The organism is Vibrio sp. B181a, from assembly GCF_030248375.1.
In the GTDB taxonomy this organism is placed as follows: Bacteria; Pseudomonadota; Gammaproteobacteria; order Enterobacterales; family Vibrionaceae; genus Vibrio; species Vibrio campbellii.
In genome coordinates, this window is sequence record NZ_JAHGAD010000050.1 from 1 (window position 1) to 24,793 (window position 24,793).

Genomic DNA, 24,793 nt, shown 5'->3' on the forward strand with positions numbered 1-24,793 from the left:
GCTAAGGACGCGCAGTAATCTTTATTTTACTTTGTATAACCCGTTTATCAAACGAATTATTAAATAGTGGCGCGTCCTGGAGGATTCGAACCTCCGACCGCCTGGTTCGTAGCCAGGTACTCTATCCAGCTGAGCTAAGGACGCGCAGATCTTCTTGCTAAGAAGTTGTGAAGTAAATCACATTCATTTCTTACGAAACAAAAAAAAGGCCGTCGGGCCAGTCAATGAATGGCGGTGAAGGAGGGATTCGAACCCTCGATACGGGATAAACCGTATACTCCCTTAGCAGGGGAGCGCCTTCAGCCTCTCGGCCACCTCACCGTTTTCATTGTTATATCTCAAAAGAGATATGGCGCGTCCTGGAGGATTCGAACCTCCGACCGCCTGGTTCGTAGCCAGGTACTCTATCCAGCTGAGCTAAGGACGCACTTTTTGTTGATTTCTCAACGTTGCAAGAATGGCGGTGAAGGAGGGATTCGAACCCTCGATACGGGATAAACCGTATACTCCCTTAGCAGGGGAGCGCCTTCAGCCTCTCGGCCACCTCACCGTCTTGCGGAGGCACATATTACGTTTTACCGAAAATATGTCAAACACTTTCTTTGAAAAAAAACGCAAAAATCGCTTAACCGATGCGGATTTAATCAAAGTGACTATTAAACAAACTTTACCACCCTATTATGATGAAAAAAAGAGAGTCTTCTCTTAAAAAATGACATTAATCAGAAACTAAAAAGGCTAGCCCTTCGGCTAGCCTTTTTCATTCAAACTAAGCTCTGTAAACAGGAGCAGCTTAGTAGTTACCAGAAGCAACGTTACCATTGCCTTTTTCAGCTTGAATGCGCATGTAGATTTCTTCACGGTGAACAGAAACCTCTTTCGGAGCGTTAACGCCGATACGTACTTGGTTACCTTTAACACCTAGTACAGTTACAGTCACTTCATCACCAATCATCAGTGTTTCGCCTACGCGGCGAGTCAAAATTAGCATTCTTTGCTCCTTGAGTAATCTCTAAATATTCTTGCTACAAAGCTATTATCCAACAAAAGTTATATTTTCGTAAACTACCTTGTGACCGAAAATTAGCCCAAAAAGGCATGTTTTTGCTGAATGTTTACTGCTTCGCTAGATGTGACGTAAGCATCATGAAGAATGTTTGCTGCTGCATCCACACACTCAGGTGGTAAGACTAGCATCATAGTGAGTGCATTCGTTGAGCAGAAATTGATCGCAATATCTTGCTGTGCCAACAATTCGCAGGCGTGGTCAACCATTCCATTGGCTTCAAGCCCCACAGCGGTCAACAGGCTTACAGCTTCACTATTACGGATTTTATCGCTGAACACCAGATCCAACTTGGCACATGCATCTTGTTTTATCATGATACCTGTTCGATCTGTTTCCTCGATCACATTCCAAATGTCGATACCCAACATCTGACATTGCCTTGTAATGCTAGACAAATGTTCGTTGTCGACTTCAATCATGGCAAGGTCACGTTGAATGGCTATACCAGAGACAGCTTTTAAGCCTGCTTCTCCTTTTACCAAACTGCCTTCATTCACATCGAATGTAGAAAGCACGCGCAGCGGTACATTATTCTTCCATGCAAACTGCACAGAAGGGAGATGCAACACTTTCGCTCCGCGGCTAGCCATCGCTTCCATCGAAGGAAAATCAATAACTGCCATCTTTTGAGCGTTTTTTACTACACGTGGGTCACAAGTATAAATACCATCAACGTCGGTAAAGATTTGACACTCATCAGCGCTTAACGCGCCAGCCAGTGTCACTGCGCTCGTATCTGAGCCACCTCGACCTAATGTGGTGATATCCCCATTTTCATTCACACCTTGGAAGCCTGCTACGATGACGATTTGGTCTTGCTCAAGCAAATCCGTAACCGTAGAAGTATCAATGTGTTTAATCGTCGCGTCATTGTGTTGATTGTCCGTCACAATGTTCGCCTGTGCTCCGGTAAGTGAGCGTGCAGCATAACCCAATTTATTCAGAGTCATTGCCAGCAGTGCCATCGACACTTGCTCACCAGCAGAGAGCAAAACATCAAGTTCTCGAGCCGTAGGAACGCTATCTACTTGTTTAGCTAGGTCCATTAATCGGTTTGTTTCGCCTGACATTGCAGACACAACTACGACAACTTGATTACCATCATTTTTCGCCTTAATGATGTGTTCAGCTACCTGGTGGATTCTCTCAATTGAACCCACCGAGGTTCCGCCAAACTTTTGCACGATAAGGGGCTTTTTCACCAGTCTTCACCTTCCCAAGACCAAAGTCTCATTAGGACCACTCATATTCCACTAGTTGAAATTATATAAGCGGTAGTTACAACAAAAACCAAGCAGCGTAAATGACCTGGTTAAAATACGGTCAATTAAACCACTTGGTTATCATAAAAAAATTACGCCCAATCAAAGAACATTGATTGAGCGTAAGATGTGTTTTAAATAATTATAGGCGTTCTTCTAGCCAAGGCTGTACAGTCTGAATCGCCGCAGGTAGCGCCGCAACATCGGTACCACCTGCTTGAGCCATATCTGGACGACCACCACCTTTACCGCCAACTTGCTCAGCAACCATCTTAACTAGGTCGCCCGCTTTCACTTTGCCGATAAGGTCTTTGGTTACACCTGCAATTAGACCGATCTTGTCATCGTTCACGTTTGCAAGAAGGATAACGCCGCTACCTACTTGGTTTTTGATGTCATCAACCATAGTACGTAGGTTCTTGTTATCTGCGCCTTCTAGAGCTGCAATCAGTACTTTAGTACCGTTGATATCCTGTACTTTACCCATGATGTTCGCGCTTTCTGCCGCTGCCATCTTGTCTTTCAGTTTTTGGATTTCTTTCTCTAGAGATTTCGCTTTCTGTGCTGATTCAGCCAGTTTCTCTTCGTACTTAGCCGCTTGAGCTTCGATTGCGTCTAGCGCACCTTCACCCGTTACCGCTTCGATACGGCGGATACCTGCTGCGATACCACCTTCAGATGTGATCTTGAATAGACCGATGTCACCAGTGCTTGAAGCGTGGATACCACCACAAAGTTCAGTCGAGAAATCACCCATAGACAGCACGCGTACTTCGTCATCGTACTTCTCACCGAACAATGCCATTGCGCCTTTCTTCTTCGCAGACTCAATGTCCATCACGTTGGTTTCAATCACGTGGTTACGACGAATTTGCGCGTTGACTAGACGCTCAACTTCTTTCAATTCTGCTGCAGTTACTGCTTCTAGGTGTGAGAAGTCGAAACGTAGACCATCAGCTTTCACTAGTGAGCCTTTCTGAGTAACATGCTCACCAAGCAATTGGCGTAGCGCTGCGTGTAGCAAGTGCGTTGCTGAGTGGTTTAGAGAGATAGCTGCGCGACGCTCGGCGTCAACGATAGTTGCTACTTCCTCACCTTTTGCTAGCACGCCTTCTGCCATCACACCGTGGTGCGCGATTGCGTTACCTAGCTTCTGAGTGTCTTCAACACGGAATACACCAGACTCAGTGCGGATTTCACCAGCGTCACCACATTGACCGCCTGACTCAGCGTAGAATGGTGTTTCACCAAGTACGATGATTGCTTTATCGCCTGCAGATAGTGATTCTACTTCGTTACCTTCAACGAACATCGCTGCTACAGAGCTAGAGCCTTTAGTACCTGTGTAACCACAGAATTCTGTTTGCGTATCAACTTTGATTGCTGCGTTGTAGTCAGTGCCGAAGTTACCAGCTTCACGCGCACGTTGACGCTGCTCTTCCATCGCTTTCTCAAAACCTTCTTCGTCGATTGCGAACTCACGCTCACGTGCAACGTCGTTAGTTAAGTCAGCTGGGAAGCCGTAGGTATCGTAAAGTTTAAATACGGTTTCGCCGTCTAGTACTTTACCGTCTAGGTTATCTAATGCTTCGTTTAGAATCGCCATACCACGTTCAAGTGTACGACCGAAGTTTTCTTCTTCGATACGCAATACTTTTTCAACCACAGCTTGTTGACGCTTCAGCTCTTCGCCAGCCGTACCCATGATGTCAGCTAGTACACCAACCAATTTGTGGAAGAATGCACCTTGTGCGCCCAGCTTGTTACCGTGACGAACTGCACGACGGATGATGCGACGTAGAACGTAACCACGGCCTTCGTTTGAAGGCATCACGCCATCAACGATCAGGAATGAACATGAACGGATGTGGTCAGCAATAACGCGTAGCGATTGGTTTGATAGGTCTTCGTAACCGATCACTTCAGCAGCTGCTTTGATAAGAGCTTGGAATACATCGATTTCGTAGTTTGAGTGAACGCCCTGCATGATGGCAGAGATACGCTCGATACCCATCCCCGTATCTACCGATGGTTTTGGTAGCGGTTCCATAGTGCCGTTTGCTTGACGGTTGAACTGCATGAATACGTTGTTCCAGATCTCGATGAAACGGTCACCATCTTCTTCAGGCGTGCCAGGACGGCCACCCCAAATGTGCTCACCGTGATCGTAGAAGATTTCAGTACATGGACCACAAGGGCCAGTGTCACCCATTTGCCAGAAGTTGTCTGACTCAAATGGCTTACCACCTTTCTTGTCGCCAATACGGATAATGCGGTCTGCTGGAACGCCTACTTTCTTGTTCCAGATATCGAATGCTTCGTCATCTGTCTCGTAAACCGTTACTAGTAGACGGTCTGCTGGCAGCTTAAGAGTTTCAGTTAGAAATTCCCATGCGAAAGCAATCGCGTCTTCTTTGAAGTAATCGCCAAAGCTGAAGTTGCCTAGCATTTCAAAGAATGTGTGGTGACGAGCAGTGAAGCCAACGTTTTCCAGGTCGTTGTGTTTACCACCAGCACGTACACAACGTTGAGCCGTAGTCGCTCGAGTGTAGGCTCGCTTTTCTAAGCCTAAGAAACAATCTTTAAATTGGTTCATACCCGCGTTTGTGAACAGCAGGGTTGGGTCGTTATGTGGAACTAACGATGAACTTTCTACGATTTGGTGTCCTTTGCTCTCAAAGAACTTGAGGAACGCGTTACGAACCTCATCAGTGCTCATGTACATGCAGCTCTTCCTGAAAATAGTCGAGTTAGAATTTTGCCGTATTGTAGATCATGCAATCAGCTACGACTAGTTTTCTTACGGAAAAGAGGGGGTAGAAGAAAAAATTTGAAGCAAAACAAAAATCAGCGTGAACCATTCACCGCTAATCTTCGTCCTCAAAGCTCAGCGCATAGCTGATTTGGTCAAAACTGTAGCCACGATATTGCAGAAATCGCACCTGTTTAGCGTACTCTTTCTGGTCTTTGGCTTTTATTCCTTTGAATTTCTTCTCTGCAGCCATTCTTGCCAGTTCAAACCAGTCTTGTGGCTCTTCTGCCATCGCCATATCAATGATGGATTCTGCGACACGCTTTTGGTTCAATTCTTGACGAATGCGTCGCTCACCGTGACCTTTGTAAACATGCTGGCGCACTTGGCTTTTTGCATAACGCAGATCATCCAAATAATTATGGTCGAGACAAAAATTAATGGCCGCTTCGATGTCTGCTTCTTCATAACCTTTTAGAGCTAACTTTTGGTATAACTCGTATTGCCCATGATCTCGACGGCTTAATAATTGGATAGCCGCTTCTTTGCTGGATAAGGTCGGCGCTTGACGCTTTTGGTACATGGTGATCCTAAAACTATTTTTGCTGTACAGGCTCTATAACAATCGTAGTAAACAACCGCTCACTCTAGCTTACTAACACGCTAGTTCTGATCGCTTACCTACTCTAATTGATATTAATCTGCCCTTTGTTTTTTCGGTTTTGATTTCAGCAGATACAACAAAGCCCCGCATAGCAGGGCTTTGTTCAATATGATTCAATTAGAAGATTAAAACTCTTCTTCTTGCTCTGATTTTTCACCCGATTCTGGTGCTTCAGGTAGTGCTGGTGAAAGTAGCATTTCACGCAGTTTAGCATCGATAGTTTTACCGATTTCTGGGTTTTCGCGTAGGTAGTTACAAGCGTTTGCTTTACCTTGGCCGATCTTGTCGCCTTGGTAGCTGTACCATGCACCCGCTTTTTCAACTAGCTTGTGCTTCACGCCTAGGTCAATCAGTTCGCCTTCGCGGTTGAAACCTTGGCCGTACATGATTTGCGTGTTTGCTTCTTTAAACGGTGCAGCAATCTTGTTCTTAACAACTTTGATGCGCGTTTCGTTACCTACTACTTCGTCACCTTCTTTGATTGCGCCAGTACGACGGATATCTAGACGAACAGAAGCGTAGAACTTAAGTGCGTTACCACCAGTCGTTGTTTCTGGGTTACCGAACATCACACCAATCTTCATACGGATTTGGTTGATGAAGATACACATACAGTTAGACTGTTTTAGGTTACCCGTTAACTTACGCATTGCTTGAGAAAGCATACGAGCTTGAAGACCCATGTGGCTATCGCCCATTTCGCCTTCGATTTCTGCTTTTGGTGTTAGTGCTGCTACTGAGTCGACAACCATAACGTCGATAGCACCAGAACGTGCAAGTGCGTCACAGATCTCTAGCGCTTGCTCACCAGTGTCTGGCTGAGAAACCAATAGTGCATCGATATCAACGCCAAGTTTCTTCGCGTATACAGGGTCTAGCGCGTGCTCTGCGTCGATAAACGCACAAGTTTTGCCTTCACGTTGTGCAGCAGCAATCAGCTCAAGAGTTAGCGTTGTTTTACCTGAAGATTCTGGACCGTAGATTTCTACGATACGGCCCATTGGTAGACCACCAGCACCCAAAGCGATATCAAGAGAAAGAGAACCCGTTGAGATGGTTTCTACGTCCATTGCGCGGTTATCACCAAGGCGCATGATAGAGCCTTTACCGAATTGCTTTTCAATTTGACCTAGCGCAGCGGCGAGCGCTTTCTGTTTGTTCTCGTCCATTACTTTCTCCGATTTATTCATCTTCTTTGGGCGACGAATAGTAATTCATTTTTCTTGAGCAGAAGAACTGCTCAGCAATGAAAGTTATTATACTGTTGATTCATACAGTGTCTATACCTGTATGAAAAAAATTTGGCTGACCTAAAGCTGTGATTTGCTCTAGCCCTTATCAACGCTGGGCTAAGACAATTTCACAAATTCTAAATCAGATGTTGATGCAATTGAGTCAGTGCATGCTCGACCGCTTTTTTGCGAACTTGTGCACGGTCACCAGTGAAATGCATGGTTTCTACTTGCTGCCAACTTTGGTTATCAGCAAAAGCAAAACAGACTGTACCGACAGGTTTCTCCTCACTGCCTCCTCCCGGGCCTGCAATACCGCTGATGGACACGCCGATGGTGGCATTTGAGTTTCTAATTGCGCCCTGCACCATTTCAATCACAACTGGCTCACTCACTGCACCATGCGCATCTAATGTTGAAGCCTGTACGCCAAGCATCTCCATTTTAGCCTCGTTACTGTAAGTGACGAACGCGCGATCAAGCCACGCTGAACTACCAGCAATGTCAGTAATGACGGTTGCAACACCACCGCCTGTACATGATTCTGCCGTGGTTAAAACATGTCCGTACTTAGCCAATAATGCGCCTAAATCGGCACTCAATTTTGTTGCTCTTTCCATAGCCAAAAATGCCCTTTGTCTCTTTTTACTTGATAGGGATTCACGTATCCTAAGCCGCTACGGAAATAAACAAAAGTACTTACCTGTGAAAGCTGAACAAAAACACACTCCGATGATGCAGCAATATCTCAAGCTAAAGGCTGAGAATCCAGAAATCTTGCTGTTTTACCGCATGGGCGACTTCTACGAACTCTTCTACGACGATGCTAAACGCGCATCTCAATTGCTTGATATTTCGTTGACCAAACGTGGTGCATCGGCAGGTGAACCTATCCCGATGGCTGGTGTTCCATTCCATGCGGTAGAAGGTTATCTAGCTAAACTTGTTCAGCTTGGTGAGTCTGTCGCGATCTGTGAGCAGATTGGCGATCCAGCGACAAGTAAAGGCCCGGTTGAGCGTAAAGTAGTACGCATTGTTACGCCAGGTACTGTGACTGATGAAGCGCTATTGTCTGAGCGTATCGATAACCTGATTGCATCGATTTACCATCATAATGGTAAATTCGGTTACGCGACATTGGATGTAACTTCGGGTCGCTTCCAACTAGTCGAGCCGGAAACCGAAGAAGCGATGGCCGCTGAGCTGCAACGCACCGCACCTCGTGAGCTACTCTTCCCAGAAGATTTTGAACCCGTACATTTGATGTCGAACCGTAACGGTAACCGTCGTCGCCCGGTCTGGGAGTTCGAGTTAGATACCGCTAAGCAGCAGTTGAACCAACAATTTGGTACGCGCGATTTGGTAGGCTTTGGGGTTGAGCATGCTTCACTCGGTCTGTGTGCTGCGGGTTGTTTGATCCAATACGTAAAAGATACTCAGCGTACTGCCCTACCGCACATTCGTTCATTGACGTTTGATCGCCAAGATCACTCAGTCATTCTTGATGCCGCTACACGTCGCAACTTAGAGCTGACGCAAAACCTATCAGGCGGCACTGATAACACGCTAGCTGAAGTGCTCGATCACTGTGCGACCCCAATGGGCAGCCGTATGCTAAAACGTTGGTTGCACCAGCCAATGCGCTGTGTTGATACCCTTAATAACCGTCTTGATGCGATTGGTGAAATCAAAGATCAAAGCTTGTTCACCGACATTCAACCAATCTTCAAACAAATTGGTGATATTGAACGTATCCTCGCTCGTTTGGCACTTCGCTCGGCACGTCCGCGCGATATGGCTCGTCTGCGCCATGCGATGCAGCAACTGCCAGAGTTGGAAGCTGTCACTTCTTCTCTAGCTCACCCATACCTTAAAAAGCTGGCTCAGTTTGCTGCACCATTAGATGAGGTATGTGATTTACTCGAGCGCGCAATCAAAGAAAACCCGCCAGTGGTTATTCGTGAAGGAGGCGTGATTGCAGAGGGCTACAATGCTGAGCTTGATGAATGGCGCAAACTTGCAGACGGTGCAACCGAGTATCTAGAAAAACTCGAAGCTGACGAACGCGAACGTCATGGTATCGACACCCTAAAAGTTGGCTACAACGCTGTACACGGTTTCTTCATTCAGGTTAGTCGTGGGCAAAGCCACTTGGTTCCACCACATTATGTACGTCGCCAAACGCTGAAAAACGCAGAACGCTACATCATTCCTGAGTTGAAAGAGCACGAAGACAAGGTACTGAACTCCAAATCAAAAGCGCTAGCAGTTGAGAAAAAACTGTGGGAAGAGCTATTTGATTTGTTGATGCCAAACCTTGAGAAGATGCAAAACCTTGCTTCAGCGATTTCTCAGTTAGACGTACTACAAAACCTAGCCGAGCGTGCAGATTCACTTGATTACTGCCGCCCAACATTGGACAAAGAAGCGGGCATCAGCATTCAAGCCGGCCGTCACCCTGTCGTGGAGCAAGTAACAAGCGAACCATTTATCGCTAACCCTATTGAACTAAGCTCAAACCGTAAGATGCTGATCATCACTGGTCCAAACATGGGTGGTAAATCGACCTATATGCGCCAAACCGCGTTGATTGCTTTGATGGCTCACATTGGTTCATACGTACCTGCAGAATCGGCTCATATTGGCTCTCTAGACCGTATCTTTACTCGTATCGGTGCATCTGATGATTTGGCCTCTGGCCGCTCAACCTTCATGGTAGAAATGACTGAAACAGCCAACATTCTTCACAACGCTACTAAGAACAGCTTGGTGCTAATGGATGAGATCGGTCGCGGTACCAGTACTTATGATGGCCTGTCTTTGGCATGGGCAAGTGCAGAATGGCTTGCAACTCAAATTGGCGCAATGACCCTGTTCGCAACGCATTACTTCGAACTGACTGAGCTACCAAACCTACTGCCAAACTTAGCCAACGTTCACCTTGATGCGGTAGAACACGGAGACAGCATTGCCTTTATGCACGCAGTTCAAGAAGGCGCGGCAAGCAAATCTTACGGTCTAGCGGTTGCTGGTTTAGCGGGTGTTCCAAAGCCAGTGATTAAGAATGCGCGTAACAAGCTGTCGCAACTTGAGCAATTAGGTCAAGGCAATGATTCAGCTCGTCCTAGTACCGTCGATGTGGCAAATCAACTCAGCCTAATTCCTGAACCTAGTGATGTTGAACAAGCATTGTCGAACATCGATCCTGACGATCTAACGCCGCGTCAGGCATTGGAAGAGCTTTACCGCTTGAAGAAGATGCTCTAGTTTCTGAAGTGATCCTGTAAAAGCAAAAAGGCTATGGTCACCCATAGCCTTTTGTTTATTCTGAAGCGGTCTTTGTTTAGTCGTCTTCTACGTTGAACAGGTTTTCCATATTCAGACCTTGTTTGATCAAGATCTCGCGTAGTCGACGTAAACCTTCCACCTGGATCTGACGAACACGTTCGCGTGTTAGACCAATCTCACGTCCCACTTCTTCAAGTGTTGATGGCTCATAGCCAAGCAGACCAAAACGACGCGCTAGCACTTCTTTCTGTTTTGGATTCAGCTCTTCTAGCCAATGGATCAATGAAGATTTGATGTCATCGTCCTGAGTGGAAACTTCCGGATCCGAGTTGTTGGCATCAGGAATAATATCCAGTAGCGCTTTCTCGCCGTCACCACCAATCGGTGTATCGACAGAGCTAATGCGCTCATTAAGGCGAAGCATTTTGCTTACGTCTTCTACTGGGATATCTAGCTGTGCAGCAATCTCTTCTGCTGTTGGTTCATGGTCGAGCTTCTGAGAAAGTTCACGCGCAGTACGCAGATAAATGTTCAGCTCTTTAACCACATGAATTGGCAGACGGATTGTACGAGTTTGATTCATCAATGCACGTTCGATCGTTTGGCGAATCCACCACGTCGCGTAAGTTGAGAAACGGAAGCCTCTTTCTGGATCAAACTTCTCTACCGCACGAATCAGACCTAAATTACCTTCTTCAATGAGATCAAGAAGTGCTAGACCACGATTGCTGTATCGACGAGAGATCTTCACTACAAGACGCAAGTTACTTTCGATCATACGTTTGCGAGCAGCTTCATCGCCACGCAGCGCACGTCGAGCATAAAGTACTTCTTCTTCTGCCGTGAGTAGAGGTGAAAAACCAATTTCGCCTAAGTAAAGCTGAGTAGCGTCTAGGCTCTTGCTGCTCGCGTCGAATTCTTCGCGTGCTGCTGTTTTGGTTCGGTTGGATGTTTTTTCAAGCTCGTTGTTAGCAATGCCTTCCGTTGATGCATTGTCATATTCGAACTCTTCAACTTTGGTTACTGTGTTGCTGATACTCATAACGCCTCCCCCTGGCGAGTTAGCAAGACATGACAACTCAATATGTCGCTAAATGATGTCGCAAGTTGTTATTCAAAGTTTTAAGGTAAATAGCGCTTTGGATTCACTGACTTACCTTGGTAGCGAATTTCAAAGTGAAGTTTGACGGATTTAGAACCTGAACTACCCATGGTCGCAATTTTTTGTCCGCTCTTAACACTTTGTCCTTCTGAAACCAGCAATCTGTCATTGTGTGCGTATGCGCTTAAATAATTGTCGTTATGCTTCACTATAATTAGGTTGCCATAACCTCGTAGCGCATTACCTGAGTACACAACTGTGCCGGCTGCGGTTGAAACGATAGGCTGACCACGCTGTCCTGCGATGTCGATACCTTTATTTCCCTGTTCTCCCGCTGAGAAGTTCTTGATTACTCTCCCTTTTGTTGGCCATAACCACTTAGATACTTTGTCATTTTTCGCCGTAGTTACTGGTGGTTTTGGTTTAACATTTTGGTTACCTTTTGACCCAACATACTCCTTTGGTTTGGATTGTTCAACCTTCTTTGGCGGCTGTTTTTGTGCAACTTGAGTCGTAGTTGGCTTAGGTTGTTGAGTAGAGCTTTTACTTGAATTTGACGACTTTGACGCTGTTGATGTTTTAGTCACTGGAGCAGGTTTCGCCGCAACTACCGGAGCGACAACGGGTTCCACTTTATGGCCATATTTAGGTGCGACATATTTCGGGGCCCAAAGTTTTAGCTTCTGCCCCGGAAAAATCGTGTAAGGCGCAGACAATTCATTGTAACGAACAAGATCATTTACATTCTTATCTGTGACGTAGGCAATGAAATAAAGGGTATCACCTTTCTTTACTTCGTAATAACTCCCTCTATAGCTGCCACGTTCAACCGCTGAGTAATCTTTGTTTAAGCTAGAAACAGGTGCAGGTGAGTGAGCCGCGCAACCAACCAGTCCCGCAGCCAACAAACAGCTAATACCAAAACGATGTAATAACTTCTTCACCTAGTCTTTAACCCTTAAGCTAAATCACCTGCAACTAATGGCACAAATCTTACCATTTCTACCACGGTCGACAGGTATTGTTCACCCTGACGTTCAATTTTTAATAGTTGTTGCTCTTCTTCACCAACAGGAATGATCATCTTACCGCCCTCTCTCAGCTGGGATAAAAGTGCTTGGGGAACACTTTCCGCTGCCGCAGTGACGATAATCGCATCAAACGGGCCTTTCGCTTCCCATCCGAGCCAACCATCTCCGTGTTTAGTAGAGACGTTATAGATATCCAGTTGTTTCAGACGACGCTTAGCATCCCATTGCAGAGACTTAATGCGTTCAACTGAATAGACATGATCAACAATTTGAGCAAGGACTGCTGTTTGGTAGCCCGAGCCCGTGCCAATCTCTAAAACATTGCTGTCCGATTTCAAATCGAGCAGCTCTGTCATTTTTGCAACGATGTAAGGCTGAGAAATGGTTTGCCCCTGACCAATCGGCAACGCATTGTTGTCGTACGCTTGGTGCATCATTGCTTGTGAGACAAAGCTCTCACGCGGCAGTCGATAAATCGCATCCAACACTCGTTGATCACTGATGCCACTGGAGATAAGAAATGCTATCAACCTGTCAGCATGTGGGTTAGTCATTAATTCTCTTCCTTTAACCAACTGTCCATTGCGCGCAGCGACTCATGAGCAGTGAGATCGACTTGCAGTGGCGTGATTGAAACAAAGCCATGTTCAATCGCGTAAAAGTCCGTACCGATACCGGCATCTTGCTCTTTGCCCGGAGGACCGAGCCAATAGATATCATGTCCACGCGGATCTTTCTGCTTGATCATATTCTCTGCGTGATGACGCGCACCTAAGCGAGTCACTTCAATCTCACCAAGCTCTTCAAACGGAAGATCAGGGACGTTCACATTCAATAGACGGTTGGTTGGAATTGGGCGAATCAGATGCTGCTCAACCAACTGGCGAGCAATTTTAGCTGCCGATTCAAAATGTTGTTTACCGACTAGAGAAAAAGCGATCGCCTGCACGCCAAGGAAATGTCCTTCCATCGCAGCAGCCACCGTACCGGAGTACAACACGTCATCACCTAGGTTTGCGCCGTGATTGATGCCTGACAGTACGAGGTCTGGCAGGTCATCTTTCATCAACTCGTTCAGCGCAAAGTGCACGCAGTCTGTTGGTGTACCTTGCACAGAGAAGGTCTTCGGCGCTATCTCGGTAACACGCAGTGGTTGCTCTAATGTCAATGAGTTAGAAGCACCAGAGCGGTTTCTATCCGGCGCAACGATCGTCACTTCAGCAATGCTTCTTAGCTCATCAGCAAGCGCATGAATTCCCTGAGCATGAACACCGTCATCATTGCTGAGCAGTATTCTTAATGGCTTCGCGTTGTGTGAATCCATTTCCATTAATATTCTCTTTCTACCTTTTCTTCGATGACCAACTCACGCACGATTGAGGTCGCAAATGAACCCGCATCCAGCGAGAATGTCATCGTGATGTTATTGCCATCGACCGTCCAAGCTAGGTCTTGTGGCTTGAGTGCGATATCGCGGCGGTCGTGACGCATACGGTTACCACGAATCAGTGCCATCAAATCTGGTTCTTCATCTAAGAACGGTTGTTCTAAGGTTAGCGCATCCGCTTGAGTTGGTAGCGCGTTATCACCCGCCAGTGCAGCAGTAATCGCCACTTCGCCTTGGGCAAATTGCGCTTGTAGAGCAGCCATGTTGCTTGCGTCAACTAACTGAGTACCCGAAGCTGTCTGTGCCACATCACCATCGATGAACTTGTCAAACACACCATTCTCCAGGCGAGCGGAAACAATGCGGTTGAAGATCCATGAACGAGCTGCTGACAGGTACATACTGCGCTTGTTTTGATTACGGGTACGAACGTTCTCGCGCCCCCATCGACGTGCTTCTTCAAGGTTGTTGCCATCGTTACCAAAACGCTGACTACCAAAGTAGTTCGGCACACCCACTTGTTTCACTTTTTCAAGGCGTTGCTCAACATCCGCTACATCTGTCACTTCAGACAAAGTCACCACGAACTCGTTCCCTACTAGGTCCCCAGGACGCAGTTTTTTATTGTGACGATCCGTTGCAAGGATTTCGATGCTTGGGTGTTGCGCCAAAAATGCTGAAAAGTCTGGCGTTTCACCTTTTGGTAAATGCACACTTAGCCATTGTTCAGTCACAGCATGACGGTCTTTAAGGCCCGCCCAGCTAACGTCTTTCGACTTAACACCACAGGCTTTTGCTAGTTCGTTAGCAACAAAACTGGTGTTCTCTCCTGTTTTACGGATACGAACCATTAAGTGCTCGCCTTCACCCGTAAAGGCAAAACCTAAATCTTCGCGAACCTGAAAGTGCTCTGGTTGCGCTTTGATTTTTGCAGATGCAACTGGCTTACCTGTTAGGTAAGCCAATGAAGATAAAATGTCTGACATGATGTATTTCCGCTGATATCACAGCTTAGAGGAGCAAATTGCTAATTATTGCTTAAACAGAAGTACAACTGCTTCCGTTGCAATGCCTTCTTTGCGTCCAGTAAAACCAAGACGCTCTGTCGTCGTTGCTTTTACGTTAATGTTGCTAATGTCGGTTTCGAGGTCTTCGGCAATGGCAGCACACATTGCGTCAATGTGCGGTGCCATCTTCGGCGCTTGTGCCATGATAGTGACATCTGCATTCCCAAGACGGTAGCCTTGCTCTTTGACTCGACGGTAAACGTCTTTCAGTAGTTCACGACTATCTGCGCCTTTCCATTTGTCATCCGTATCAGGGAAGTGACGACCAATATCGCCTGCAGCAATCGCGCCAAGCAGGGCATCCGTTAACGCATGCAGCGCAACATCACCATCTGAGTGTGCAATCAAACCTTGTTCGTAAGGGATCGCTACGCCACCAATGATTACCGGACCTTCACCACCGAATTTATGTACGTCGAAACCATGACCAATTCGAATCATTTTTTATCCTTTCTTTATTCGCCGCGCTCACGGCTGAGATAAAACTCGGCTAGCGCAAGATCTTCTGGCTGAGTAATTTTTATATTATTCGCATTCCCTTGAACTAAAGCCGGCTTCTCGCCTAACCATTCCAAAGCCGAAGCTTCATCAGTAATGGTTGCACCTTGTTCTAATGCGTCAGCCAGTGCTTGAGTAAGCTGCTGAGTTTTAAACATTTGTGGAGTCAGTGCATGCCACAATGCTTCTCTATCTACCGTATGTTCGATATCTTGTGCCGCGTTTGCTCGCTTCATCGTGTCTCTCACTGGAGACGCGAGAATGCCACCCGTAGGATGAGCGCAACAAACATCAATCAAACGGTCAATGTCGGATGTTAATACACACGGTCTTGCCGCGTCGTGGACTAATACCCACTCGCTTTCCAGATGTGTACTTACATAGTTTAGCCCTGATAACACAGAGTCTGCCCTTTCTTTGCCACCAGCAACACGAATCACATCAGGATGTTGAGCAATGGACAGTTCAGGGTAGTATGGGTCGCCGTCGGTAATAGCCACGACAACCTTAGAAATCTTTGGGTGAGAAAGCAGTTTCTCTACGGTATGTTCCAGTACCGCTTTGCCGTCAATCAACAGGTATTGTTTTGGGCGATCTGCCTTCATGCGGCTGCCAACACCAGCTGCTGGCACAATGGCAATATGGGTTGGAGTGTTAGTATCCAACATATTAATGCTCTTCCTCATCGACAATTCGGTAGAAGGTTTCGCCATCTTTAACCAAACCAAGTTCATGACGCGCACGTTCTTCGATTGCATCAAGACCTTGTCGTAAGTCATCAATCTCAGCGAACATCTCGTTATTACGAGCTTGCAGCTTGCTGTTTACTTGTTGCTGCACTTCAATTTCATCTTCTACTGTGTAGTAGTCAGACACCCCGTTTTTGCCAAACCAGAGGGTATATTGAAGCCAGCCAAACAGTAACGTAAGGGCTATAACAAAGATTCGCATATCGTTGCTAACATTCTGTACCGGAAGGGATTAGATAAGGTGACATATATAGCATAAATGCGTGATTGGCTCTAGGGCATAAAAAGAGACTCACACGCTCCTTACAGGAAAAAAGCAGCAAAATGAAACAAAGAGATTCCCTACTCTCTCCTTCGTCGTTCTAGGGAATGACATATCAACGCAAGCGAAAGACATCCAAAAGCAAAGCCTGTTCTCATGTATCCAAGTGAAGTGCTCTCGAAGAGCCAAGTCCGCTCCTACCTTTCGAAGCGAAGCGTTCTCATATGTCAGATACAAAAACGCCCCGCAAGTGCGAGGCGTTTTCAAAAGCTTTAAGTTAAGCTGTTAATTCAGTTAAGAATTAAGCTTGACCTTTAACTTCTTTGAGACCGCTTCCTTGATACATGGAGGAACGCGCTCACCTAGAGCTTACGTTATATAAAAAAACACCCCGCCAAGGCAGGGTGTTTTTAAAAGCTTTAAGTTAAGCAGTTAACTCAGTTAAGAATTAAGCTTGACCTTTAACTTCTTTAAGACCGTTGAAAGGAGCGCGCTCACCTAGAGCTTCCTCGATACGGATAAGTTGGTTGTACTTAGCAACACGGTCAGAACGGCTCATAGAACCAGTCTTGATTTGACCTGCAGCTGTACCTACCGCTAGATCAGCGATAGTTGCATCTTCAGTTTCGCCAGAACGGTGAGAGATTACTGCTGTGTAACCTGCGTCTTTAGCCATCTTGATTGCAGCTAGAGTCTCAGTTAGAGAACCGATTTGGTTGAACTTGATAAGGATAGAGTTAGCTACGCCTTTCTCGATACCTTCAGCAAGGATCTTAGTGTTAGTAACGAATAGATCGTCACCTACTAGTTGAAGCTTGTCACCTAGTAGTTCAGTTTGGTGCTTGAAGCCAGCCCAATCAGACTCGTCTAGACCGTCTTCGATAGAAACGATTGGGAATTGGTTAGCTAGCTCAGCTAGGTAGTGGTTGAACTCTTCAGAAGTGAAAGTTTTACCTTCGCCTTTCATGTTGTAGATGCCAGCTTCTTTGTCGAAGAACTCAGATGCTGCACAGTCCATAGCTAGAGTAACGTCTTTACCTAGTTCGTAACCAGCAGCTGCAACAGCTTCTGCGATAACTTCTAGAGCTTCAGCGTTAGACTTAAGGTTTGGAGCGAAACCACCTTCGTCACCAACTGCAGTGCTATAGCCTTTAGACTTAAGAACTTTAGCTAGGTTGTGGAATACTTCTGCACCGATACGTAGACCTTCTTTAAGAGTCTTAGCGCCAACTGGTTGGATCATGAACTCTTGGATGTCAACGTTGTTGTCTGCGTGCTCACCACCGTTGATGATGTTCATCATTGGTAGAGGCATAGAGAACTGACCAGCTGTGCCGTTTAGCTCAGCGATGTGCTCGTATAGAGGCATGCCTTTAGCTGCTGCAGCAGCTTTAGCGTTTGCTAGAGAAACAGCTAGGATAGCGTTCGCACCGAACTTAGATTTGTTTTCAGTGCCGTCTAGTTCGATCATTACTGCGTCGATTGCAGCTTGGTCTTTAGCGTCTTTGCCAACTAGAGCTTCAGCGATTGCGCCGTTTACAGCTTCAACAGCTTTAAGAACACCTTTACCTAGGAAACGTGCTTTGTCACCGTCACGCAGCTCAAGAGCTTCGCGAGAACCAGTAGATGCGCCAGATGGAGCTGCTGCCATACCTACGAAACCGCCTTCTAGGTGTACTTCAGCTTCTACAGTTGGGTTACCACGTGAGTCGATGATTTCACGACCTAGAACTTTAACGATCTTAGACATTAATGTTTCCTCTCGTTTCAAATATAAATGTCAATTTTAAAGGGCAGCAGCACAACCTTCGCCGCTGCCCGTATCCTTTTACTTCTCGAATTCGCCGCGAGCGTTTTGGCCAGCAGCTTTAACGAAACCTGCGAATAGTGGGTGACCATCGCGAGGCGTCGAGGTGAATTCTGGGTGGAATTGAGCCGCTACAAACCATGGGTGAGCTGGGTTCTCAATCATTTCCACTAGTTTCTTATCCGCTGATAGGCCAGATACTTTCAGACCTGCTTTTTCGATTTGCGGACGAAGATTGTTGTTTACTTCGTAACGGTGACGGTGACGCTCATGAATTGTCGCGTTGCCGTATAGTTCACGAGCTTTCGTACCTTTTTCTAGGTGACATAGCTGTGAACCAAGACGCATCGTACCACCTAGGTCAGACGTTTCAGTACGTTCTTCAACTTTACCTTCGCCGTCTACCCATTCAGTGATCAAACCTACCACAGGGTACTTAGTGTCTTTGTTAAATTCTGTTGAATGTGCACCTTCCATACCCGCTACGTTACGCGCGTACTCGATAAGTGCTACTTGCATGCCTAGACAGATACCTAGGTAAGGTACTTTGTTTTCACGAGCGTATTGTGCTGCGCGAATCTTACCTTCGATACCACGGTCACCGAAGCCGCCAGGTACTAGGATTGCATCTAGACCTTCAAGTACTTCTACGCCTTTCGTCTCAACATCTTGAGAGTCTACGTATTTAATTGTGACGTTTAGACGGTTTTTCAAGCCTGCGTGTTTAAGTGCTTCGTTTACTGACTTGTAAGCATCTGGTAGTTCGATGTATTTACCGACCATACCGATAGTTACTTCACCAGTTGGGTTCGCTTCTTCGTAGATAACCTGTTCCCATTCAGACAGGTCAGCTTCTGGTGCGTTGATACCAAAGCGAGCACAAACTAGGTCATCTAGACCTTGAGACTTAACAAGTTGAGGGATCTTGTAGATAGAATCTACGTCCTTCATTGAGATAACTGCTTTTTCTTGTACGTTACAGAAAAGAGCGATTTTCTTACGCTCGTTCGCTGGGATCATACGATCAGAGCGACAAACTAGAATATCTGGTTGGATACCGATAGACAGCAGCTCTTTAACAGAGTGCTGAGTTGGCTTAGTTTTCACTTCACCTGCAGCTGCTAGGTAAGGAACTAGCGTTAGGTGCATGAACATTGCGCGTTCACGGCCTAGTTCTACAGCAAGCTGACGGATAGCTTCCATAAATGGTAGTGATTCGATATCACCTACCGTACCACCGACTTCAACGATAGCAACATCATGGCCTTCAGAACCTGCGATTACGCGGTCTTTGATAGCATTAGTGATGTGAGGGATAACCTGAATGGTTGCACCTAGGTAATCACCGCGACGTTCTTTACGTAGTACGTCTGCATAAACACGACCAGCAGTGAAGTTGTTACGCTTAGTCATCTTGGTGCGGATGAAACGCTCGTAATGACCAAGGTCAAGGTCAGTCTCTGCGCCATCTTCCGTAACGAACACTTCACCGTGTTGAGTTGGGCTCATTGTGCCTGGATCAACGTTGATGTAAGGGTCAAGCTTCATCATAGTCACTTTAAGACCACGAGCTTCTAGAATAGCGGCAAGAGATGCTGCTGCAATACCTTTACCTAGAGAGGATACAACCCCGCCAGTAACAAAAATGTAATTTGTCGTCATGTTTAACCTGAAATTGGTTGAATGAGGGAAATGGAGTGCTTCTGGACGGGACGTAAATATACCAGAAGCTCCTAACCGCCACAACGTGAAATCTATCACACCGTAATTTTTTATTTTTTGCTTCAAATCAAATTCGAGTATTCATGCAATTTCAGCTTCGCTCTTCCCGTTTCACTTCATCCCACATGGAATCGAGTTCATCTAGAGTAAAGTCTGTGAGCTGCTTACCGTGCGCTGCAACTTTAGTTTCCACGCCTTTAAAGCGTTTCGAGAACTTTAAGTTGGCTTTTGCCAGTGCTACTTCTGGGTCTTTCCCTAAGTGACGCGACAGGTTCACGGTAGCAAATAAAAGATCGCCTAATTCAAGTTCGACTTTTTCCTCATCCGGCGTAATTTGAAGCGCTTCTTCCATTACCTCTTCAATTTCTTCCTGCACTTTGCCTACAACCGGGCCAAGCGAATCCCAATCGAAGCCAAATTTTGCGCACTTTTTCTGGATCTTTGTAGCACGCGAAAGCGCAGGTAGAGAGTTTGGTATTGAGTCTAGAATACTTTCTTCAGCTTTGCCTACTTGTGCTTTCTCTTTCGCTTTTTCCGCTTCCCAGTTTGCGTTAATCGCTTCTTCAGAATCGAACTCTACTTCTGAAAAAACATGAGGATGGCGACGCGTCAGCTTCTCGTTAACGGTTTCCACCACATCAGAAAACTCGAACAATCCCTGCTCTTTCGCCATTTGGCTGTAGAAAATCACTTGGAACAATAAGTCACCCAACTCTTCTTGCAAGTTCGGCCAATCACGGTTTTGAATCGCATCCACCACTTCGTAGGTTTCTTCGATAGTGTGCGGAACAATGGTGTCGAAGGTCTGCTTTAAATCCCAAGGGCAACCGCTTTCAGGGTCACGCAGCTTCGCCATGATTTGTTCTAACTGTTCAATTGGATGACTCATTTTCTGTTCCTTTAAACCTTTCTATCTAAAGAAAAAGGTGAGCAGCCAAAACCACTCACCTTTAATTTGTTTTCTAACTGTTTTTACTAAGTAGTTGGTTCTTCTGGCAAGGCAGCAAACTTATGAGACCCATGAGCATAGCTTGTCTATGAGATTGGGCCACATAAGTGCAGCTAACGCCGCTAGAAAGCCAAATACGACGTAAAAATTAGCCTAAGCGTTTCACCGACATGACATCCTTGATCTGCTCAACACGTTTCGAGACGCGTGAGAACACTTCAAGGTTGGTCACTTCAAGATCAAAGTCCATGATCGACATTTGCGTGCGGTAATCGACACGGCTCTTCATGCTAGTGACTTTGATTTTCTCGTTCGCAAATAGCGTTGTAATGTCTTTTAGTAGACCGCCACGTTCCATCGCTTCAACACGAACCGTCAAGATGTAAGAGCCGACAAAACCGCTCCCCCAAACGGTATCAATGATACGTTCTGGAGCGTGATGGCGGAGTTCTTCCAGTTGCTCACAATCGCTGCGGTGCACCGAAATACCACGACCTTGAGTGATGTAACCTGAGATCTCATCACCTGGGATAGGCTGACAACAGCGCGCTAGGTGTGTCATTAGGTTATCAACACCTTCTACCACAACCGCATCTTTCTTCGGACGACTTTGTGCTGGCGCGCGATTTTCTGCTTCTTGCAGTTTTTCTAGCGCTTGTTGGTCTTCCTCTTCCGCGGTTGGTTTGTTTACCAACGCGTTGATGTGGTTGATGATCTGGTTGATGCGCAAGTCACCACTACCAATACCAACATACAATTCATCGGCGCTATTGACGTTAAAGCGTTTCAGCGCGTACTGGTCTGCGTCTTTCAGTGTCGCGCCAATTTTCGCCAGTTCGTGTTCTAGGATTTCACGACCCGCTTCTAAGTTCTTCTCACGACTTTGCTTGCGGAACCATGCGTTGATTTTTGCACGAGCTCGGCTCGACGTCACAAAGCCCAGCGTCGGGTTCAACCAATCACGTGAAGGGTTTGGCTCTTTCTGAGTGATGATTTCAACCTGATCGCCCATTTGCAGTTTATGAGTGAACGGGACGATACGACCCGCCACTTTGGCACCGATACAACGGTGACCCACTTCTGAGTGAATGTGGTAAGCGAAATCGAGCGGGGTTGCGCCCATTGGTAGGTCGACAACATCGCCACGTGGGGTAAAGGCATACACGCGGTCATCAAATACCTGACTACGCAGCTCGTCCAACATCTCGCCAGAGTCGGACATTTCTTCTTGCCAATCGAGTAGCTTACGTAGCCACGTGATCTTCTCATCGTAACCGCTGCGGCTGCTTGCACCTTCTTTATATTTCCAGTGCGCTGCAACACCGAGCTCAGAATCTTCGTGCATTTCTTTAGTACGAATCTGGATCTCGATGGTCTTACCTTCAGGACCAAGAATCACGGTATGAATAGACTGGTAGCCGTTTGGTTTCGGGTTTGCTACGTAATCGTCGAACTCGCTTGGTAGGTGTTTATATTTGGTGTGAACCACACCTAAAGCGGCATAACAGTCTTGAAGTTTGTCAGCGATGATACGTACCGCACGTACGTCAAACAATTCATCAAACGCCAGACTCTTCTTCTGCATTTTGCGCCAGATACTGTAGATGTGCTTTGGACGACCACTGACTTCTGCGTTGATGCCGCATACCGTCATTTCTTGTGTGAGGTCATCGACAAAGTCTTTGATGTACTGTTCACGGACAATACGACGCTCAGCCAATTGCTTCGCGATTTGCTTGTAGGTTTCTGGCTGTTGGTAGCGGAAAGCGTAATCTTCGATTTCCCATTTCAACTGACCAATGCCAAGGCGGTTTGCCAGAGGCGCGTAGATATTTGCACACTCTTTTGCCGCTGCACGACGAACTTCGTCCGGCGCTTTTTTTACTTCAATCAGGTTACAGATACGTTCCGCCAGCTTAATGACGACGCAACGGAAATCATCCACCATGGCCAACAGCATGCGACGAACGTTATCGACTTGAGACGAGGCAGCTCCACCATCCATTGTTACATTCAACTGGCCGATTGCCGCCATTTCGTCGACGCCATCAATCAGCTTAATGATTTCTTTGCTGTATTTTTCCTCAAGGAGTTCTCTATCAAAAGCACCACTTGAGACCAAAGGGAACAGCTGCGCAGCGACGAGTGTCGCTTTATCCATCGACAAGGTGATCAAGATTTCGATCATCTCTCGTCCACGCCACAACAAAAGCTCCGCCTGCTCGTTATCCGCCAACACAGATTGGCAGTCACGATACACTTCGGTTAAGCGTTTCGCTGTGTTCTTCTCTTGACCTAGGCTAGCCACCCAGTTTTCAAGTTCAAACTGTTCATCTTGGTTTAAATGCGCGCTTCTTACCGCAACCATCTCATCATCCTAATTATTATATTTGTGTGGTTTGACTAACACCATCCAGGTTAGTTCTTGTGCCAAGCTTTAAGCGTTGGCTTATTGACCACTCTCCACGAGTAAGTGATCAATAAAGTCCCAATTATCAGGACTTTTCAAACAGTGCCATCGACTCTAGATGGCTGGTATGAGGGAACATGTCCAGCATACCTAATTTGGTTAATTGGTAGCCTTGCTCCAGCAAGCTCTGACTATCCCTTGCAAGGGTAGCAGGATTACAAGAAACATAAACTATACGGCGTGCGCCAAGCACAGAAACTTGATCAATGATCCCACTCGCACCCGCACGTGCTGGATCGAGCAGCACTTTGTCGAATTGTTCAGCCGCCCAAACTTGCCCTTCAAAATCTTGCTCAAGGTTAGCGTGATAAAATCGAGCGTTATTGATTTGGTTCAAAGATGCATTGTTTGCTGCCTTTTCCACCATTTCTGCCACACCTTCTACGCCAACCACGTGTTTTGCACGTTTCGCGATAGGCAAACTGAAGTTACCTAAACCACAGAACAAATCTAACACTCGCTCGTCACTTTGTGGGTCTAACCACTCCACTGCCTGAGCAACCATTTTCTGGTTTACCGCTTGGTTCACTTGAATAAAGTTATTTGGCGTAAATGGCACGGTGACACCCGCTTCTTGATAGAAAGGCACTTCACCTTCAATCAAATCAAGCTGATCGGTTTCTGGCATCAAGTAGAGCGATGCATTGTGACGCTTCGCTAATTCCACCAACGAGTTGGTTTCTTTTTCCGTCAGTTTGCTCAGATGACGCAATGTGATGCATGGACCGTTGTCGCCTAGCACCAACTCTACGTGACCAAGTTGCTCTGGCCTCTTAAGCGCTTTTAACGTCGAGTAGATTTCTGGCAATAGCATATTCAACTCAGGGGCGAGCACAGGACAATCCGTCACCTGTGCGATTTGCTTACTCTGCTTTTTACGGAAACCAAAGTGCAACTGACGAGTCTTTTTATCTACGAACAAGCTCACACGAGCACGACGACGGTAGCCAAGAGACTCACCCAACACAGGCGCATCCAACTCGATATCACTGCCAGCAAACTTTCTCATCAGCTGACGAAGCGTTTGCTGCTTGTGCGTCAATTGTTGGTCATAGTTCAGATGCTGCAGGTCACAGCCACCGCATTCATGGTAATGCGGACAAAATGGCTCCACGCGAGCTTCACTCGGTTTAAGGATTTTAATCAACTTACCGCGAGCGAACTTGCTCTTTTCTTCCACCAATTGGGTTACCACTTCCTCACCCGGTAGCGCACCATCAATAAATAATGGTTTCTTCTTAAGGTAAGCAATGCCTGCGCCGTGGTGATCCAAACGCTCTACTTGCACCGCTTGGTGACGGGTATTCAATTGCGTTTTCTTTTTAGGTTGAAAGATACGTGCCATGCTCTGTGCCTGATTTGTGTCTAATTGCTCTACTGCTTCACTATTCTTGCTTGCAGCCGTTGTGTGATTCGAGTGACTTGATTATGCTTACCGTTTATCCGGTGACGTCACTTTTTTGCTCAAGGCTTTATCGTGCG

Annotated in this window: 20 protein-coding genes and 4 tRNA genes; 1 reads left to right on the plus strand and 23 read right to left on the minus strand. The window is 46.4% G+C overall.

Annotation, left to right across the window (positions count from 1 at the left end; translation table 11 throughout):
* Positions 1-67 precede the first annotated feature (67 nt).
* The 10 genes from KIO97_RS21030 to pncC all read right to left on the minus strand — a co-directional run bounded on the left by KIO97_RS21030 (position 68) and on the right by pncC (position 7,599).
* Positions 68-144 (minus strand) — tRNA-Arg (locus KIO97_RS21030).
* 85 nt (positions 145-229) lie between these two features.
* Positions 230-321 (minus strand) — tRNA-Ser (locus KIO97_RS21035).
* Between the two features lie 29 nt (positions 322-350).
* Positions 351-427: transfer RNA gene (locus tag KIO97_RS21040), tRNA-Arg, on the minus strand.
* Between the two features lie 31 nt (positions 428-458).
* Positions 459-550: transfer RNA gene (locus KIO97_RS21045), tRNA-Ser, on the minus strand.
* 243 nt (positions 551-793) lie between these two features.
* The gene (csrA, locus tag KIO97_RS21050; protein WP_004415691.1) at positions 794-991 is read right to left on the minus strand and encodes a carbon storage regulator CsrA; all 198 of its coding nucleotides are present in this window, start codon (positions 989-991) and stop codon (positions 794-796) included.
* 92 nt (positions 992-1,083) lie between these two features.
* Positions 1,084-2,271 carry an aspartate kinase gene (locus tag KIO97_RS21055; protein ID WP_285383856.1) on the minus strand — a complete coding sequence of 396 codons (1,188 nt, stop codon included), beginning with the start codon at positions 2,269-2,271 and terminating at the stop codon, positions 1,084-1,086.
* Positions 2,272-2,473: 202 nt separating this feature from the next.
* On the minus strand, positions 2,474-5,056 hold the full coding sequence (gene alaS, locus KIO97_RS21060) for an alanine--tRNA ligase (protein ID WP_285383857.1): 2,583 nt from the start codon (positions 5,054-5,056) through the stop codon (positions 2,474-2,476).
* Between the two features lie 142 nt (positions 5,057-5,198).
* The gene (gene recX / locus KIO97_RS21065; protein WP_005425358.1) at positions 5,199-5,666 is read right to left on the minus strand and encodes a recombination regulator RecX; all 468 of its coding nucleotides are present in this window, start codon (positions 5,664-5,666) and stop codon (positions 5,199-5,201) included.
* Between the two features lie 206 nt (positions 5,667-5,872).
* Positions 5,873-6,916, minus strand: coding sequence for a recombinase RecA (gene recA, locus KIO97_RS21070; RefSeq protein WP_005425359.1), 1,044 nt, complete (start codon positions 6,914-6,916; stop codon positions 5,873-5,875).
* A gap of 200 nt (positions 6,917-7,116) precedes the next feature.
* Positions 7,117-7,599, minus strand: coding sequence for a nicotinamide-nucleotide amidase (gene pncC / locus KIO97_RS21075; protein ID WP_285383858.1), 483 nt, complete (start codon positions 7,597-7,599; stop codon positions 7,117-7,119).
* An 85-nt stretch (positions 7,600-7,684) separates the two neighbouring features.
* Here pncC and mutS point away from each other — a divergent pair, with 85 nt between their 5' ends.
* Positions 7,685-10,246, plus strand: a complete 2,562-nt coding sequence (gene mutS, locus KIO97_RS21080; RefSeq protein ID WP_103412691.1) for a DNA mismatch repair protein MutS — start codon at positions 7,685-7,687, stop codon at positions 10,244-10,246.
* A 76-nt stretch (positions 10,247-10,322) separates the two neighbouring features.
* On the opposite strand, the gene rpoS is transcribed toward mutS, so the two are convergent.
* From rpoS to rlmD, 13 genes are all read right to left on the minus strand, one after another.
* Complete coding sequence (gene rpoS, locus KIO97_RS21085) at positions 10,323-11,309, minus strand: RNA polymerase sigma factor RpoS (RefSeq protein WP_005425361.1); 987 nt, start codon at positions 11,307-11,309, stop codon at positions 10,323-10,325.
* A gap of 80 nt (positions 11,310-11,389) precedes the next feature.
* Positions 11,390-12,313: a peptidoglycan DD-metalloendopeptidase family protein gene (locus KIO97_RS21090; RefSeq protein WP_038891105.1), complete on the minus strand. Its 924-nt coding sequence runs from the start codon at positions 12,311-12,313 to the stop codon at positions 11,390-11,392.
* Positions 12,314-12,327: 14 nt separating this feature from the next.
* Positions 12,328-12,954, minus strand: a complete 627-nt coding sequence (locus KIO97_RS21095) for a protein-L-isoaspartate(D-aspartate) O-methyltransferase (protein WP_134976379.1) — start codon at positions 12,952-12,954, stop codon at positions 12,328-12,330.
* The gene (gene surE, locus KIO97_RS21100; RefSeq protein ID WP_005531673.1) at positions 12,954-13,730 is read right to left on the minus strand and encodes a 5'/3'-nucleotidase SurE; all 777 of its coding nucleotides are present in this window, start codon (positions 13,728-13,730) and stop codon (positions 12,954-12,956) included. Before surE ends, KIO97_RS21095 begins: the two co-directional genes overlap by 1 nt.
* Positions 13,730-14,773, minus strand: coding sequence for a tRNA pseudouridine(13) synthase TruD (gene truD / locus KIO97_RS21105; RefSeq protein WP_050909998.1), 1,044 nt, complete (start codon positions 14,771-14,773; stop codon positions 13,730-13,732). The genes surE and truD overlap by 1 nt, the downstream gene beginning before the upstream one ends.
* A 45-nt stretch (positions 14,774-14,818) precedes the next feature.
* Positions 14,819-15,295: a 2-C-methyl-D-erythritol 2,4-cyclodiphosphate synthase gene (ispF, locus tag KIO97_RS21110; protein WP_005425365.1), complete on the minus strand. Its 477-nt coding sequence runs from the start codon at positions 15,293-15,295 to the stop codon at positions 14,819-14,821.
* A 14-nt stretch (positions 15,296-15,309) separates the two neighbouring features.
* Complete coding sequence (gene ispD, locus KIO97_RS21115; protein ID WP_285383859.1) at positions 15,310-16,020, minus strand: 2-C-methyl-D-erythritol 4-phosphate cytidylyltransferase; 711 nt, start codon at positions 16,018-16,020, stop codon at positions 15,310-15,312.
* 1 nt (position 16,021) lies between these two features.
* Complete coding sequence (ftsB, locus tag KIO97_RS21120; RefSeq protein WP_005452106.1) at positions 16,022-16,303, minus strand: cell division protein FtsB; 282 nt, start codon at positions 16,301-16,303, stop codon at positions 16,022-16,024.
* Positions 16,304-16,811: 508 nt separating this feature from the next.
* Complete coding sequence (gene eno, locus KIO97_RS21125) at positions 16,812-18,113, minus strand: phosphopyruvate hydratase (protein ID WP_005425372.1); 1,302 nt, start codon at positions 18,111-18,113, stop codon at positions 16,812-16,814.
* Between the two features lie 78 nt (positions 18,114-18,191).
* Positions 18,192-19,832 carry a CTP synthase gene (locus KIO97_RS21130; RefSeq protein WP_005531665.1) on the minus strand — a complete coding sequence of 547 codons (1,641 nt, stop codon included), beginning with the start codon at positions 19,830-19,832 and terminating at the stop codon, positions 18,192-18,194.
* A gap of 151 nt (positions 19,833-19,983) precedes the next feature.
* Complete coding sequence (gene mazG / locus KIO97_RS21135) at positions 19,984-20,781, minus strand: nucleoside triphosphate pyrophosphohydrolase (protein ID WP_038891109.1); 798 nt, start codon at positions 20,779-20,781, stop codon at positions 19,984-19,986.
* A gap of 208 nt (positions 20,782-20,989) precedes the next feature.
* The gene (gene relA, locus KIO97_RS21140) at positions 20,990-23,209 is read right to left on the minus strand and encodes a GTP diphosphokinase (protein ID WP_005426513.1); all 2,220 of its coding nucleotides are present in this window, start codon (positions 23,207-23,209) and stop codon (positions 20,990-20,992) included.
* Between the two features lie 127 nt (positions 23,210-23,336).
* Entirely contained in the window at positions 23,337-24,656 is a 1,320-nt protein-coding gene (rlmD, locus tag KIO97_RS21145) for a 23S rRNA (uracil(1939)-C(5))-methyltransferase RlmD (RefSeq protein WP_233969080.1), read from the minus strand.
* Positions 24,657-24,793: the final 137 nt, after the last annotated feature.